Source organism: Xanthomonas sp. NCPPB 2250, from assembly GCF_056725265.1.
In genome coordinates this window covers 3271133-3285825 of record NZ_CM161520.1, presented here as the reverse complement: position 1 = coordinate 3285825, position 14693 = coordinate 3271133, and the positions used below count along the sequence as shown (strand labels likewise).

The window sequence follows — 14693 nt, the reverse complement described above, 5'->3', positions numbered from 1 at the left end:
GGCACGCATGATCGGTCGTTGGGTGTCGCTGGGCTTGCTGATGGTGGCGGTATGCGGGTGCGCGCGCGCGCCGCAGGGCGAGGTGGTGCGGTTCTGGGCGATGGGCCGCGAGGCCGAGGTGGTGGCCGAGCTGATCCCGGAGTTCGAGAAGGAGAATCCCGGCATCCACGTCGATATCCAGAACATCCCGTGGACCGCCGCGCACGAGAAGCTGCTGACCGCCTTCGCCGCCGACGGCCTGCCGGACGTCTGCCAGCTGGGCAACACCTGGATCCCGGAATTCGCCGAACTGGGCACGCTGCAGCCGCTGCAGCCGTATGTCGACCGTTCCAAGGTGGTCGACCCGAAGGACTACTTCCCCGGCATCTGGGACACCAGCGTTATCGATGGTCAGCTCTACGGCATCCCCTGGTACGTGGACACGCGCCTGCTGTTCTATCGCAAGGACATGCTGCGCGACGCCGGGGTGACCAAGCTGCCGCAGACCTGGGCCGAGTGGGAGCAGGCGATGGCGGCGGTGAAGAAGCATGTCGGGCCGAAGCGCTACGCCATCCTGATGCCGCTCAACGAGTTCGAGCAGCAACTGTCGCTGGGCCTGCAGCTGCCCGATCCGCTGCTGCGCGACCACAACAACTACGGCAACTTCGAAAGCCCCGGCTTCCGCAAGGCGTTGGCGTTCTACGCCAACATGTTCGACCAGGGCTGGGCGCCGAAGATGTCGGAGACGCAGATCTCCAACGTCTGGGACGAATTCTTCAACGGGTTCTACGCGTTCTACATCTCCGGCCCTTGGAACATCCGCGAGTTCCGCAAGGTGCAGCCGGCTGCGCTCAAGGACCAGTGGGGCACCATGCCGCTGCCGGGCCCGGACGGCCCCGGCGCCGGCATCGCCGGCGGCACCAGCCTGGTGATCTTCCGCAAGTCCGAGCACAAGGACGCGGCGTGGAAGCTGATCGAGTTCCTGTCGCGGCCGCAGATCCAGGCGCGCTTCCACGCGCTGATCGGCGACATGCCGCCGCGGCGCAGCACCTGGGCGTATCCGTCGCTGGCCGACGATCCGCTGGCGCACGCGTTCCGCGATCAGCTGGAGCGGGTCAAGCCGGCACCGAAGGTCCTGGAGTGGGAGCGCATCGTGCAGGAGATGCGGCTGGCCACCGAGCGGGTGGTGCGCGGCGGCGAACCGCAGGAGAAGGCGATGCGGGAACTGGACAAGCGGGTCGACGAGATCCTGGAGAAACGCCGCTGGATCCACCAGCAGCACCGCGAAGGCACGGCGGCGCCGGCCGCGGGAGCGGCGCCATGAAGCGCGGTTCCCTGATCGGCTGGCTGTTCGCCGGCCCGGCGTTGATCGTGATCGGCGTGTTCTTCGGCCTGCCGGTGCTGTCGGCGCTGGCGCTGAGCGTCACCGACTTCGACCTGTACTCGCTGGCCGACCGCCACAACCTGCGCTTCGTCGGCTTCGGCAACTACATCGAGTTGCTGCAGACGCCGATGTTCTGGAAGTCGCTGTGGAACACCACGTACTTCGTGATCGTCGGCGTGCCGCTGTCCATCGGCGCCTCGCTGGGCGCGGCGCTGCTGCTGAACGCGCCGGTGGCGCGCTTCAAGGCGCTGTTCCGCACCGCGCTGTTCGCGCCGGTGGTGACCACGCTGGTGGCGGTGGCGGTGATCTGGCGCTACCTGTTCCACACCAGCTACGGCCTGGTCAACTACGGCCTGGCGCACCTGGGCATCGGCCCGATCGACTGGCTCGGCGACCCGCACTGGGCGATGCCGACCATCATGCTGTTCGCGGTGTGGAAGAACTTCGGCTACAACATGGTGATCTTCCTCGCTGGCCTGCAGGCCATCCCGCAGGACCTGTACGAAGCCGCGCGCATCGACGGCGCCTCGAAGTGGCGGCAGTTCCTGCACATCACCCTGCCGATGCTGGGGCCGGTGCTGCTGGTGGTCGGGGTGATTACCGTGTCCGGCTACTTCCAGCTGTTCGCCGAACCCTACGTGATGACCCGCGGCGACCCCCTGCAGAGCACGGTCAGCGTGCTGTATTACATGTTCGAGGAAGGCTTCAAGTGGTGGAATCTCGGCCGCGCGTCGGCGGTGGCGTTCCTGCTGTTCCTGATCATCCTGGGAGTGACGACGGTGATGCTGCGCTTCGGCCGCAAGAGGGACCTGGTATGAGCCGGGAGATCGGCGCCTCGCGCTGGAACACGCTGCTGGTCAACGGCGGGCTGCTGCTGCTCGCCGTGATCAGCCTGGCGCCGCTGCTGTGGATGGTGTCGGTGTCGTTCATGCCGGCGGGGCAGGCCAGCCGCTTCCCGCCGCCGATGCTGCCTACCGGCGCCACCCTGGCCAACTACGGCGAGCTGTTCTCGCGCACCGGCATGGCCCGTAACTTCGCCAACAGCCTGCTGGTGTCGTGCGCGATCACCTTCGGCTCGCTGCTGATCAACACCATGGCCGGCTACGCCTTCGCCAAGCTGCGCTTCGTCGGCAAGGAACGGATCTTCCAGATCCTGCTGGCGGCGCTGGTGATCCCGGCGCAGGTGGCGATGCTGCCGCTGTTCCTGCTGATGAAGCAGCTGCACCTGGTCAACAACTTCGGCGGCGTGGTCGTGCCGGCACTGGCGACGGTGTTCGGCATCTTCCTGGTGCGCCAGTACGCGCGTTCGATCCCGGACGAGCTGCTGGAGGCCGCGCGCATCGACGGTGCCGGCGAGCTGCGGATCTTCTTCCAGATCGTGCTGCCGATGCTCAAGCCGGTACTGGTGACGCTGACCATCTTCACCTTCATGGCGGCGTGGAACGACTTCATGTGGCCGCTGATCGTGCTGACCGACCAGGAGCACTACACCTTGCCGGTGGCGCTGGCGGCGCTGTCGCGCGAGCACATCATGGACGTGGAGATGATGATGGCCGGCGCCGTGGTCACCGTCATCCCGGTGCTGGCGCTGTTCCTGGCGCTGCAGCGCTACTACATCCAGGGCCTGCTGCTCGGCAGCGTGAAGGGGTGAGGCGCAACGCTTGCGCGCCACTGGCGCGCGTTGCGCCGAACGCCCGGCCATGGATGGCCGGGCCGGGGCGTCCGGAGCCGATCGGTTGCGCCAGGGATGGCATGGGAAAGAGGCGAGTGCGGCGACGCGCTTGCGAGCCATTGGCGCGCGCGTTCGCGAACGCCTGGCCATGGATGGCCAGGCCGGACGATCTGGTGTGGGATTGTCACGCCATGGATGGCAGCGGTGAAGCGGAACATCGAGCGCCACTGGCGCGCGTTGTGCCGAACGCCCGGCCATGGATGGCCAGACCCTGACGTGTAGGAGCGGCTTCAGCCGCGACAGCACGCAACGCGATGCCGTGGGGCCCCGACGGGTGCGATGCCCGCTGGCATGCACAGACACACACAAGCAGACACGCAACGAAACGACAGCGACGGGGAAGGCGATGAGGGACGGGATGGCGATGACGGGCGCACGCGCGATGCTGGCGATGCTGGGACTGGCGGCCGCCCATGCCGTCGCCGCGCCGCCGACCTCCACGGTGACGCTGGACAGCTTCAACGATCTGGACAAGTGGCAGATCGTCGTCTCCAACCAGGTCACCGCCTCGACCCGGCTGGTGCAGGCGCCCAGCGGCGGCCGCGCCAAGGCGCTGTGCCTGGACTACGACTTCAACGGCGTGTCCGGCTACGCCGGGATCCGCCGCAGCGTGCCGATCGACTACCCGGACAACTACCAGTTCGCGTTCCAGCTGCGCGGCGAGTCGCCGAGCAACGACCTGCAGTTCAAGCTGGTCGACGCCAGCGGCGACAACGTTTGGTGGGTCAACCGGCCGCGCTACGACTTCCCCACGCAGTGGAGCACGGTCACCTACAAGAAGCGGCAGATCGACAAGGCCTGGGGACCGAGCCCGGAGAAGGAGCTGACCCGCAGCGCACAGATCGAGTTCACCATCTACAACCAGGTCGGCGGCGCCGGCACGGTGTGCTTCGATCAGCTGACCCTGACCCCGTTGCCGCCGCAGGACACCTCGCCGCTGACCGTCAAGGTCAACACCGATACCGCGCCGGCGCTGGAGCAGCGCATCGCCGACGGCAAGCCCGACACCGTCTGGTACAGCGGCAACGCCAAGACCCAGACGGTGATGCTGGACCTGGGCAAGGTGCGCGAGTTCGGCGGCGCCAAGGTGCAGTGGGCGCCGGGCGTGTATGCCTCGCGCTACACCGTGCAGGGCTCGGCCGACGGGCGCAGCTGGCGCGAGTTGCGCAGCGTGACCGCCGGCAACGGCGGCACCGACTGGCTGGCGCTGCCGGAAACCGAGGCGCGCTACGTGCGCTTCGACCTGCAGGACGGCCCCAGCTTCCGTTACGGCATCGCCGACATCATGCTGCAGCCGCTGGCCTTCGCCGCGACCCAGAACGACTTCATCAAGTCGGTGGCGGCGCAATCGACCCGCGGCTGGTTCCCGCGCGGCTTCAGCGGCGAGCAGCCGTACTGGACCATCGTCGGCCTGGATGGCGGCCGCGAGCAGGGCCTGGTCGGCGAGGATGGCGCGATCGAGGTGGGCAAGGGCGGCTTCAGCATCGAGCCGTTCCTGCTGCTGGACGGCAAGCGCCTGAGCTGGGCCGACGTCAAGTCGGCGCAGAGCCTGCAGGACGACTACCTGCCGATTCCCAGCGTGGACTGGACCCACGACAACGCCGCGCTGCGCGTGACCGCGTTCGTGCAGGGCGAGCCGGAACAGGCGCAACTGGTGGCGCGCTACCGGCTCAGCAACCCGAGCAAGCAGCCGCACGACTACACCCTGGCGCTGGCGGTGCGTCCGTTCCAGGTCAATCCGCCCAGCCAGTTCCTCAACACGGTCGGCGGGGTCAGCCCGATCCGCTCGCTGGCCTTCGCCGGCACGCAGGTGCAGGTCAACGGCCAGCCGCGGGTGTTCGCGGTGCAGAAGCCCGATGCCGCCTACGCCAGCGCGTTCGACGCCGGCATGGACGTCGAACGGCTGAGTACCGACGCCAGCGGCCTGCCGCAGCAGGCGCAGGATCCCGATGGGCTGGCCTCCGGCGCGCTGCTGTATCGCGGGCGCCTGGCCCCGGGCGAGGTGCGCGAGGTGGCGCTGGTGATCCCGCAGACCGGCAACGCCGGCGTGCCGGCGGGCTTCGATGCGGCGCGCGCGCAGCAGCAGGTCGCCGCGCAGTGGCACGAGAAGCTGGACCGCGTGCAACTGCACGTGCCTGCGCAGGGCAAGGCGGTGACCGACACCCTGCGCACCGCGCTGGCGCACATGCTGATCTCGCGGATCGGCCCGCGCCTGCAGCCGGGCACGCGCTCGTACTCGCGCAGCTGGATCCGCGATGGCGCGATGATCTCCGAAGGTCTGCTGCGCCTGGGCCGCGCCGACGTGGTCCGCGAGTACGTGGAGTGGTATGCGCCGTACCAGTTCGCCAACGGCATGGTGCCGTGCTGCGTGGACGACCGCGGCAGCGACCCGGTGCCGGAGAACGACAGCCATGGCGAGCTGATCTACAGCGTCGCCGACTACTACCGCTACAGCGGCGACCGCGCCTTCCTGGAGCAGATGTGGCCGCACGTGCTCGGCGCCTATACCTACATGGAGCAGCTGCGGCTGAGCGAGCGCACCGACGAGAACCGCGCGCGCAACGCGGCCTTCTACGGGATGATGCCGGTGTCGATCAGCCACGAGGGCTATTCGGCCAAGCCGATGCACTCGTACTGGGACAACTTCTGGGCGTTGCGCGGCTACAAGGACGCGGTGAGCATCGCTGCCGAACTGGGCCGCATCGACGACGCTGCGCACTTCGCCGCCTCGCGCGACCAGTTCCGCCAGGATCTGTACGCCTCGCTGGACGCGGCCACCCAGCAGCACCACATCAATTTCCTGCCGGGCTCGGCGGAACTGGGCGATTTCGATCCGACCTCGACCACCATCGCGCTGGCGCCGGGCGGCGAGCAGGGCCGGCTGCCCCAGGCGCTGCTCGACAACACCTTCGAGCGCTACTGGAGCGAATTCGTCTCTCGGCGCGATGGCACCCGCGAGTGGAAGGACTACACGCCGTACGAGTGGCGCAACGTGTCCGCGTTCGTGCGCCTGGGCTGGCGCGAGCGCGCCTGGGAGGCGACCCAGTTCTTCTTCAAGGACCGCACGCCGCAGGCGTGGAACCAGTGGGCCGAAGTGGTCTCGCGCACGCCGCGCAAGCCGTTCTTCCTCGGCGACCTGCCGCATGCCTGGGTGGCCTCGGACTTCGTGCGCTCGGTGCTGGACATGTTCGCCTACGCCCGCGACGTCGACGACAGCCTGGTCCTGGCCGCCGGCATCCCCGCCGACTGGTTCGACGGCAAGGGCGTGGCGATCGAGCAACTGCGCACCCCGCAAGGGCCGCTGAGCTACCAGTTGCGGCGACAGAAGAACCGCCTGCTGCTGAATATCCCCGATGGCCTGCGCATGCCCAGTGGCGGCCTGGTGCTGCCGTGGCCGTACCCGGGCGAACCGGGTCGCACCCTGGTCAACGGCGAAACCGCGCAGTGGGAGCACGGCGAACTGCGCATCCACGCGTTGCCGGCGGATGTGCAGATCGAGGTGCGGTGAGGCCGGGATTCGGGATTTGGGATTCGGGATTCGTAACAGCAAAAGCAAAAAAGCGCCGGCATGCCGGCGCTTTTTTTGCTAACTGTAGTTAGCCGCTTCGCTGTACGCGCCTCCGCGGAATCCCCCCGCCTTGAGTAGCGGATCTCTTTAGAGTCCAGGTTTCATCGTAACGGCTTATGCCGCGATCTGTTGAGCATAGGAGGCCGGCGTCAGGACACCCAGGATCTTCTTCGGTCTTTCCTCGTTGTAGTCCCGCCACCCTGGTTTCAATCTCGGTGCGAGAGTGCAGCAATGTCGGGAACAAATGCTCATTGAGACATTCGTCGCGAAGACGGCCGTTTAAGCTTTCGATGTAGGCGTTCTGGTTGGGCTTGCCTGGCTGGATCAGGCGCAGCTGCATACCTCGCTCGTGGACCCATGCCACCATTGCCTTGCCGCAAAATTCCTTACCGTTGTCGGTCCCTATCGCCTGCGGCAAGCCTCGACTCACTGCCAGCCGATCCAGCACCCGTGCCACCTGCACAGACGCGATCATAGCCGGATGGAGCTGTGGTGTTCGCTCATGAAGCCGTTAGACTGAGGTCTTTCGGAGGGGCACTATGACTGATTTCTTGGAGATTTTGGTTCTCGTGCTTGTGGTCGCGGTGTTGTTCAACGTTGTGACATCTAGGGATCGAGTGATCCGTGAACTGCGCGAGCATTCCGGTCAGCAAAGCAGAGATATTGCCGCGTTGAGACTGGTATTGGACGCAGTTGCGGATCGTGTGCTTCTCAGTCGCAAGCAACGGCGCGTCAAGTGGTTCGATGAACTGCCGCCGTTCGCGCTGCATGGCTTCAAGTCTCTGAGCGGTGGTTCCGAGCGTGAGTTGATCATGGCTTGCGGTGGAAGCGATGACGCCGAAGTGATTGGCTTGCACTACCGGCACGATCGACTTGAGTTCCGTACCGATGGCGAAAAGGACGCGGTTGCCTACGGTGTTGCTCGCACATGGGCAACCGTTGAGGATCGTCCGGTTAAGATCTATCTCAATCAGTACACGCTCACATCCAAAATTATTGGGTTGGATCAAGACGGTTTCGTCAAGCTTGCACCGCATGGCGCTCGTCTGCCTGAGTGATAGTGTCGATGGGTGATGGTTTGTGGTTTGGTTGATGGATCATTTTGAGGGGTAAGGATATGCCGCATTCCGCCGATATGGAGACCCAATTTTCACTCTTTTTGATCCGTCTCTTGCGCGAACCGCCGACATCCAGTGACGTTCTGCGATGAGCCAATCGTTGAACATGGAGGAGAATCTTCGACACCGACGGGCGTACAGATGTGGCTGCGTTGCTTGTTACGCGAGGGGTCGCGCCACGCCGAAGAGATCAATGAGGAGTGGTTCCCGACATTGCTGCACGCCCGCACCGAGATCGAGACCTGGCGGCGGGAATACATTGAGGCACGATCAAAGAAGATACTGGGTGGCCTGACGCCGGCCGCCTATGCTCAACAGCTAGCGGCAAAAGTCGCTACGATAAGTTGGGGGGCGCGGTGTCGGTTGACCTGTTGTCTGAAAAAGGGTTCAAGCTCCGCTATGGCGTTGCGGCTTGATATAGCCATTTTTGTAGAAGGCGTTGGGAGCGGACTTAACTTTTACAAATCTCGATTCCAAATCCAGGTCGGCGTTATCGCGAGTGCTGCCGCCTCCGCTGCGCTCTCGTGCACCATCCACTAACTACGATACAGACGACGTTCGGCGTAAGGCAGGGAATTGCGGGGGGCGGGGCAGGAATCCTAAAGCAAAACAAAAAGCGCCGGCATGCCGGCGTTTTTTTTGGGGCGGGGGGATGGTGCGCTTGCTTTTGCGAATCCCCAATCCCCAATGCCCAATCCCGGCGGCCGCGACCGCGGCCGCAGCTACCGCGCCGCCGCCACGATCGCGGCTGCCTTCGCCGAGCTCTCGCGCACCTTGTCCCAGGCGCCGTCGGCCAGCCAGTCCTTGGGCACCATCCACGAGCCGCCGATGCAGACCACGTTGGGCTGGGCCAGGTATTCGGCGGCGGTGCTCTCGCCGATGCCGCCGGTGGGGCACAGCTTGAGCTCGGCCAGGGGGCCGGCCAGGCCCTTGAGCATCGCCAGGCCGCCGACGGCGGAGGCGGGGAACAGCTTGCAGACGCGGAAGCCGCGCTCCATCAGCGCCAGCAGTTCGCTGGGGGTGGCCGCGCCCGGCACCACGGGCAGCGGCGCCTGCGCCAGGGCGTCGGCCAGGGTCGGGGTGGTGCCCGGGGTGACGATGAAGTCGGCGCCGGCGTCGATCGACTGCTGCAGCTGGGTGGCGTTGAGCACGGTGCCGGCGCCGATCACGATGTCCGGCAGTTCGCGCTTGAGCATCGCCAGCGCTTCCATCGCCACCGGCGTGCGCAGGGTCAGTTCGATCGCCGGCAGGCCGCCTTCCAGCAGCGCGGCCGACACGCGGCGCGCTTCTTCCAGGGTGTGGACGGTGACGACGGGCAGGATGCCGGCCGCGCGCAGCAGCTGTTCGGCCTTGGTCTGGTGTTCGGCGATGGTCATGGGCGTCTCGGTTGCGAAGGGGGCGAGGCCCCGGCCGCGCACGGCCAGGGCGGGGGAGGGCGAACGGCGGCGCCGGTCAGGCGTCCTTGGCTTCGTGCGGCGCGGCGGCGGCCTCGGCGTCGCGGCCCAGGTCGTACTCGGCGTCGTAGTTCCACAGGTCGCCGTCGGCGGCCGGCGGGCCGCAGGAGATCGACAGCGCGCCCTGGTCGGCGGGGCCGACCATGCGGCGGTTGAGCCCGAACAGGTTGCGGCCCAGGTCGTGCGCGGCCGGCGCGGTGTTCGGCGCCAGCGGCCGCGCCGCCCACTCGGCGGCGTCCACCAGCACTTCCAGGGTGCCGGCCTCGCCGTCCAGGCGCACGATGTCGCCTTCGCGCACGCGCGCCAGGGGGCCGCCGCGCGCCGCTTCCGGGGTCACGTGGATGGCCGCGGGGAACTTGCCGGAGGCACCGGACAGGCGCCCGTCGGTGACCAGCGCCACGCGCCGGCCCTGGTTCTGCAGCAGGCCCAGCAGCGGCGCCAGCGAATGCAGTTCCGGCATGCCGTTGGCCTGCGGGCCCTGGTAGCGCAGCACCACCACGAAGTCGTGCGGCAGCGCGCCGGCGGCGTGCAGCTTGTTCAGCGCCTGCGGCGCGTCGATGACCACAGCCGGCGCTTCGATGGTGCGGAACTGCGGCTTCACCGCCGACAGCTTGATCAGCGAGCGGCCGAGGTTGCCGCGCAGCAGGCGCAGGCCGCCCTGTGCCTCGAACGGGTTGGACGCCGGACGAACCACCGCCTCGTCGGCGCTCTTGGCCGGGCTCGGCACGTAGGCCAGCTTGCCGTCCTGCACGCAGGGCTCGTCGCCGTAGGCGCGCATGCCGCCCGGCACGATGGTGGCCAGGTCGTCGTGCATCAGCCCGGCGTCCATCAGTTCGCGGAACACGAAGCCGATGCCGCCGGCGGCGGCGAAGTGGTTCACGTCGGCCTCGCCGTTCGGATACACCCGCGCCAGCAGCGGCACCAGCTGCGACAGCGCGTCCAGGTCGTCCCAGGTCAGCACGATGCCGGCCGCGCGCGCCACCGCCAGCCAGTGGATGGTGTGGTTGGTGGAGCCGCCGGTGGCCATCAGCGCGACCACGGCGTTGACGATGGCGCGCTCGTCGATCAAGCGGCCCAGCGGGCGGAAGTCGCTGCCCAGGGCGGTGATGCGCAGCGCGCGCTCGGTCGCCTGCTGGGTCAGCGCCTCGCGCAGCGGGGTGCCGGGGTTGACGAAGGAGGCGCCGGGCAACTGCACGCCCATCGCTTCCAGCAGCACCTGGTTGGAGTTGGCGGTGCCATAGAAGGTGCAGGTGCCGGGGGCGTGGTAGGACGCCGATTCGGCGGCCAGCAGCTCCTCGCGGGTGGCCTGGCCGGCGGCGTAGCGCTCGCGCACCTCGGCCTTCTGCTTGTTGGGGATGCCCGGAGTCATCGGCCCGGCCGGCACGAACACCGCCGGCAGGTGGCCGAAGGCCAGCGCGCCGATCAGCAGGCCCGGCACGATCTTGTCGCACACGCCCAGGTACAGGCTGGTGTCGAACATGTCGTGGCTGAGGCCGATGGCGGTAGCCTGGGCGATCACGTCGCGCGAGAACAGCGACAGCTCCATGCCCGGCCGGCCCTGGGTCACGCCGTCGCACATCGCCGGCACGCCGCCGGCGACCTGCGCGGTGGCGCCGAGCGCGCGCGCGGTGCTGCGGATGATCTCCGGGTAGTGCTCGAACGGCTGGTGCGCCGAGAGCATGTCGTTGTACGCGGTGATGATGCCGAGGTTGGGGGTGATCCCGCCTTCCAGCCGGCTCTTGTCGGTGGGACCGCAGGCGGCGAAGCCGTGGGCGAGGTTGCCGCAGCTCAGGCGGCTGCGGAATGGACCGTCGCGCAGCGCGGCGTCGATGCCGGCCAGGTAGGCGCGCCGCGACGGCGCACTGCGCTGGCGGATGCGTTCGGTGATCGCGTGGAGGGTCGGATGCAGGCTCATTGGCGGAAATGGCTATGAAGGGGGAATCGGGAAACGGGAATGGAGAACCGGAAGAGCGGGAAGCGGGAATCGGAAGAGCGGGAACGTATCAGCGCGCAAGCATGGCGAATCCCTAATCCCCAATCCCCACTCCCGGCATCACTCGCACCAATGCACGCGCAGGCGCGCACCAGGCGTATCGAAGGCGACGCGGATCGGGTACTCGTGCGGATCGGTGCCGGCCAGCGCGCGCTCCAGCACCTCCAGTTTCTGCTTGCCGCGCAACAGCAGCATGCGCTGGCCGATCGGCGCCAGGCCGGCCGGGGTCAGGGTGATGCGCAGCGGCCAGGTGTTGGCGCCGGGGCAGCCGGTGGCGTCGAGCGCGGCGTAGGGCAGCGGGTTGGTCAGCGCCTTGTTGAGGTCGGTGGCGCCGGGGAACAGCGAGGCGGTGTGGCCGTCGCCGCCCATGCCCAGCACCGCCATGCACGCGGCCGGGGCATGCTGCGCATGCAGGTTGGCGGCGTGCACGCAGTCCTGCAGCGGCTTGCCGACCCGCACCAGCGGCTCGAACCGCGCGTCCTCGGTCCGATCCAGCAGGCTGTGCCGGACCAGATAGGCGTTGCTGTCGCTGTCCTGCGGCGACAGCCAGCGCTCGTCGACCAAGCCGACCTCCAGTTTCGACCAGTCCAGCGGCAGCTCGGCCAGCGCCTGGTACACCGGCGCCGGGGTGGTGCCGCCGGACAGCAGCAGGCGCGCGCCGCCGCGGCGCTGGATCTCCTCGCGCAGCGCGGTGCCGATCTCGGCCGCCGCCGCGTCGATCCATTCGTCCGGATCGTCGTAGCGGATCAGCGTGATGCGGTCGGACAGCGTGGGGCTCATGCAATGGCTCCTGGGGATTGCCGCGCGGCGTCCACCGCGTAGGCGGCGGCGCCGAGCAGGCCGGGACGGGGATGGATCACCGCCAGCGACGGCACCCGCGCCATGATCGACGAAAACCGGCCCTTGTGCTCGAAGCGCTGGCGGAACCCGGAATGCTGGATCGCGTCGAGCATCTTCGGCACCAGCCCACCGGTCAGGAACACGCCGTCCCAGGCGCCCTGCATCAGCACCAGGTCGCCGGCGATGGCGCCGAACACGGCGCAGAACACGTCTACCGTGCGCATCGCCCGGTAGTCGCCCTGCGCGGCGCGTGCGGTGATGTCTTCCGGCTGCAGCGGGCCCGGGTCGTCGCCGGCGATCTCGCTGAGCGCACGGTGGATGTTGACCAGGCCGGGGCCGCAGATCAGGCGCTCGTTGGATACGCGGCCGAACTGCTGCGACAGCAGCTCCAGGATGCGGATCTCCTCCGGCGTGCCCGGCGGGAAGCTGACGTGGCCGCCCTCGGTCTCCAGCGGAAAGCAGCGCCCGCCGCGCATCAGCAGGCCGCCCACGCCCAGGCCGGTGCCGGGGCCGATCACGCCGTAGTTGCGCGGCACCTCGACCGGCGACGGGGTCCAGCTGGCGCCGCCGACCTGGACCACGTCCTGCGGCCGCAGCAGGCTGATCGCCATCGCCTGCGCGGCGAAGTCGTTGATCAGGTGCAGTTCGTCGAAGCCGAGCATGGCGCGGGTGCGCGCCCGCGAGATCACCCACGGATGGTTGGTGATGCGCGCCTCGTCGCCGTCGACGCGGCCGGCGACGGCGAAGGTGCCGCTGCGCGCGTCCACCCCGGTCTGTTCCAGGTAGTGGCGGGCAGCGTCGCCCAGCGACGGGAATTCCACCACCGCGTAGGTCTGGGTGCTGTCGTCGAGCAGCGGCACCGAGGCGTCGAGATCGGCGAGGGCGAAACGGGCATTGGTGCCGCCGATGTCGGCGACCAGCACCGGGCGCTGCGGCGCGCTCATTGCGCGACCTTCGGCGCGGCGCCGGTCTGGTCGCAGGACACGTAGGCCTGCGCTTCCTGCGGGCCCCAACTGCCGGCCGGGTAGGGCAGCAGCGGCAGGCGCGCCTGCGCCCAGGCGGCGCTGACGCTGTCGATCCAGGCCCAGGCGGCGCGGACTTCGTCGTCGCGCACGAACAGCGCGTGGTTGCCGTTGAGCGCGTCGAGCATCAGCCGCTCGTAGGCGATGCGGCGGTGCAGGCCGGTGGGCACCGACAGTTCCAGTTCCAGCGGCTGCAGTTCCAGCGCGCCCCATTCCGGGCCGGCCAGGCTGCTCATCAGCCCCAGTTCGATGTTCTCCTGCGGCTGCAGCTGGAAGGTCAGCCGGTTCGGCGCCACCTGCTGCGCGGCCGGGCGCTCGAACAGCCAATGGGTGACCGGCTTGAGCGTGACCACCACGCGGGTGGAGCGCTCGGCCAGGCGCTTGCCGGTGCACAGGCGGAACGGCACGCCGGCCCAGCGCCAGTTGTCGATGTAGGCGGTGACCGCGGCGAAGGTTTCCACGTCGCTGCCTTCCGGCGGCTGGTAGGCCTGCGCCGGCTGGCCGTTGATGGTGCCGGCGGTGTAGCGCCCGCGCACGCTGTCGCGGGCGGCATGCTCGGCGCTCAGCGGACGCAGCGCGCGCAGCACCTTGACCTTCTCGTCGCGGATGCGGTCGGCTTCCAGCGACGCCGGCGGCTCCATCGCCACCAGGCACAGCAGCTGCAGGATATGGCTCTGCACCATGTCGCGCAGTGCGCCGGAACGCGCGTAGTAGGCGTCGCGGCCGTCCACGCCCTCGCTCTCGGCGACCAGGATGTCCACCGACTCGATGTAGTTGCGGTTCCACACCGCTTCCAGCAGGGTGTTGCCGAAGCGCAGCGCGATCAGGTTCTGCACCGCGGCCTTGCCCAGATAGTGGTCCAGGCGGAACACGCGGTCCTCGTCGATCAGCGCGCCGATCGCCTGCACGATCTCGCGGGCGCTGTCCGAATCGTGGCCGATCGGCTTCTCCAGCATCAGCCGGTGCGGCGCGGCCAGCGCCCCGCCCAGGGCCAGGCCCTGGCAGGTGCTGATGTACAGCCCCGGCGGGATCGCCAGGTAGCTCACGCAACGGCGCGCGGTCAGGTCGCGCACCGCGGCGGCGACCGATTCGGCGTCGCGCAGGTCCACCGAGCGGTAGTCGATGCGCGCCAGCAGCGCCTGCACGATCGATTCGCCGATCTGCGGCATCGCCGCCTGCAGGCGCGGCTTGAGGATCTCGTGGAACTTGGCGGTGTCGTGCGGCGACAGCGCCAGCGCGCGGATGCGGAAGTCCTCCGGCAGGAAGCCGTCGTCGAGCATGCGCAGCAGCGAGGGGAACAGATAGCGCTGGGCCAGATCGCCGGTGGCGCCGAACAACAGGAAGGTATCGTGCATCGACCGGGTTTCGGTTTCGGGTGACATGGTGTCGATCACCTGGGGGCTAGGAGTGACGTGGCGTGGGAAAGCGAACGGCGGGAACGGCCTGTATCCGGCCGGTTCGGGCGAGGGCGTGACGCGGGACGGCCGCCAGGCGGGGACGCACGATCCAGGAGATGAATACGACTGCCAGACCTCTGAGCATACCTCTCCAATGCCTCATGCTGCAGGCCGGCTGTCATCCGGCATGATGACGATGGCGCGCC

Annotated in this window: 10 protein-coding genes and 2 pseudogenes; 6 read left to right on the top strand and 6 right to left on the bottom strand. The window is 68.2% G+C overall.

Features of this window, described 5'->3' with window-relative positions; translation table 11 throughout:
* Positions 1-7 precede the first annotated feature (7 nt).
* The 4 genes from AC1PMG_RS13055 to AC1PMG_RS13040 all read left to right on the top strand — a co-directional run bounded on the left by AC1PMG_RS13055 (position 8) and on the right by AC1PMG_RS13040 (position 6603).
* Complete coding sequence (locus AC1PMG_RS13055) at positions 8-1303, top strand: sugar ABC transporter substrate-binding protein (protein ID WP_017912832.1); 1296 nt, start codon at positions 8-10, stop codon at positions 1301-1303.
* Positions 1300-2181 carry a carbohydrate ABC transporter permease gene (locus tag AC1PMG_RS13050; protein ID WP_010342668.1) on the top strand — a complete coding sequence of 294 codons (882 nt, stop codon included), beginning with the start codon at positions 1300-1302 and terminating at the stop codon, positions 2179-2181. Before AC1PMG_RS13055 ends, AC1PMG_RS13050 begins: the two co-directional genes overlap by 4 nt.
* Positions 2178-3014, top strand: a complete 837-nt coding sequence (locus AC1PMG_RS13045; protein ID WP_010342667.1) for a carbohydrate ABC transporter permease — start codon at positions 2178-2180, stop codon at positions 3012-3014. The genes AC1PMG_RS13050 and AC1PMG_RS13045 overlap by 4 nt, the downstream gene beginning before the upstream one ends.
* A 472-nt stretch (positions 3015-3486) precedes the next feature.
* Complete coding sequence (locus AC1PMG_RS13040) at positions 3487-6603, top strand: discoidin domain-containing protein (RefSeq protein ID WP_481111669.1); 3117 nt, start codon at positions 3487-3489, stop codon at positions 6601-6603.
* A 174-nt stretch (positions 6604-6777) separates the two neighbouring features.
* Here the strand turns inward: AC1PMG_RS13040 and AC1PMG_RS13035 are convergent.
* A pseudogene (locus AC1PMG_RS13035) lies at positions 6778-7120 on the bottom strand (integrase core domain-containing protein); the annotation flags it as partial.
* Between the two features lie 82 nt (positions 7121-7202).
* Here AC1PMG_RS13035 and AC1PMG_RS13030 point away from each other — a divergent pair.
* Both AC1PMG_RS13030 and AC1PMG_RS13025 read left to right on the top strand, forming a co-directional pair.
* Positions 7203-7721: a hypothetical protein gene (locus AC1PMG_RS13030; RefSeq protein WP_481109157.1), complete on the top strand. Its 519-nt coding sequence runs from the start codon at positions 7203-7205 to the stop codon at positions 7719-7721.
* A gap of 243 nt (positions 7722-7964) precedes the next feature.
* Positions 7965-8105 (top strand): annotated as a pseudogene (locus tag AC1PMG_RS13025) (integrase core domain-containing protein); the annotation flags it as partial.
* 398 nt (positions 8106-8503) lie between these two features.
* On the opposite strand, the gene AC1PMG_RS13020 reads toward AC1PMG_RS13025, so the two are convergent.
* The 5 genes from AC1PMG_RS13020 to zwf form a co-directional block, all read right to left on the bottom strand.
* A complete protein-coding gene (locus tag AC1PMG_RS13020; protein WP_153752562.1) occupies positions 8504-9157 on the bottom strand; it encodes a bifunctional 4-hydroxy-2-oxoglutarate aldolase/2-dehydro-3-deoxy-phosphogluconate aldolase in 654 nt (217 codons plus the stop codon).
* A gap of 76 nt (positions 9158-9233) precedes the next feature.
* Positions 9234-11150 (bottom strand): phosphogluconate dehydratase, encoded by a 1917-nt coding sequence (gene edd, locus AC1PMG_RS13015; protein ID WP_148828437.1) that lies wholly within the window; start codon positions 11148-11150, stop codon positions 9234-9236.
* 138 nt (positions 11151-11288) lie between these two features.
* Complete coding sequence (gene pgl, locus AC1PMG_RS13010; RefSeq protein ID WP_481109156.1) at positions 11289-12008, bottom strand: 6-phosphogluconolactonase; 720 nt, start codon at positions 12006-12008, stop codon at positions 11289-11291.
* Positions 12005-13012, bottom strand: a complete 1008-nt coding sequence (gene glk, locus AC1PMG_RS13005; RefSeq protein ID WP_017917730.1) for a glucokinase — start codon at positions 13010-13012, stop codon at positions 12005-12007. The genes pgl and glk overlap by 4 nt, the downstream gene beginning before the upstream one ends.
* Positions 13009-14472: a glucose-6-phosphate dehydrogenase gene (gene zwf / locus AC1PMG_RS13000; protein ID WP_481109155.1), complete on the bottom strand. Its 1464-nt coding sequence runs from the start codon at positions 14470-14472 to the stop codon at positions 13009-13011. Before zwf ends, glk begins: the two co-directional genes overlap by 4 nt.
* Between the last annotated feature and the right edge of the window lie 221 nt (positions 14473-14693).

What these genes read in the sequence shown, in the direction of transcription:
- edd (WP_148828437.1), bottom strand. Translation starts at nt 11,150, where the DNA reads ATGAGCCTGCATCCGACCCTCCACGCGATCACCGAACGCATCCGCCAG.
- AC1PMG_RS13055 (WP_017912832.1), top strand. Translation starts at nt 8, where the DNA reads ATGATCGGTCGTTGGGTGTCGCTGGGCTTGCTGATGGTGGCGGTATGC.
- AC1PMG_RS13040 (WP_481111669.1), top strand. Translation starts at nt 3,487, where the DNA reads ATGCTGGGACTGGCGGCCGCCCATGCCGTCGCCGCGCCGCCGACCTCC.
- glk (WP_017917730.1), bottom strand. Translation starts at nt 13,012, where the DNA reads ATGAGCGCGCCGCAGCGCCCGGTGCTGGTCGCCGACATCGGCGGCACC.
- AC1PMG_RS13020 (WP_153752562.1), bottom strand. Translation starts at nt 9,157, where the DNA reads ATGACCATCGCCGAACACCAGACCAAGGCCGAACAGCTGCTGCGCGCG.
- AC1PMG_RS13030 (WP_481109157.1), top strand. Translation starts at nt 7,203, where the DNA reads ATGACTGATTTCTTGGAGATTTTGGTTCTCGTGCTTGTGGTCGCGGTG.
- AC1PMG_RS13050 (WP_010342668.1), top strand. Translation starts at nt 1,300, where the DNA reads ATGAAGCGCGGTTCCCTGATCGGCTGGCTGTTCGCCGGCCCGGCGTTG.
- AC1PMG_RS13045 (WP_010342667.1), top strand. Translation starts at nt 2,178, where the DNA reads ATGAGCCGGGAGATCGGCGCCTCGCGCTGGAACACGCTGCTGGTCAAC.
- pgl (WP_481109156.1), bottom strand. Translation starts at nt 12,008, where the DNA reads ATGAGCCCCACGCTGTCCGACCGCATCACGCTGATCCGCTACGACGAT.
- zwf (WP_481109155.1), bottom strand. Translation starts at nt 14,472, where the DNA reads ATGTCACCCGAAACCGAAACCCGGTCGATGCACGATACCTTCCTGTTG.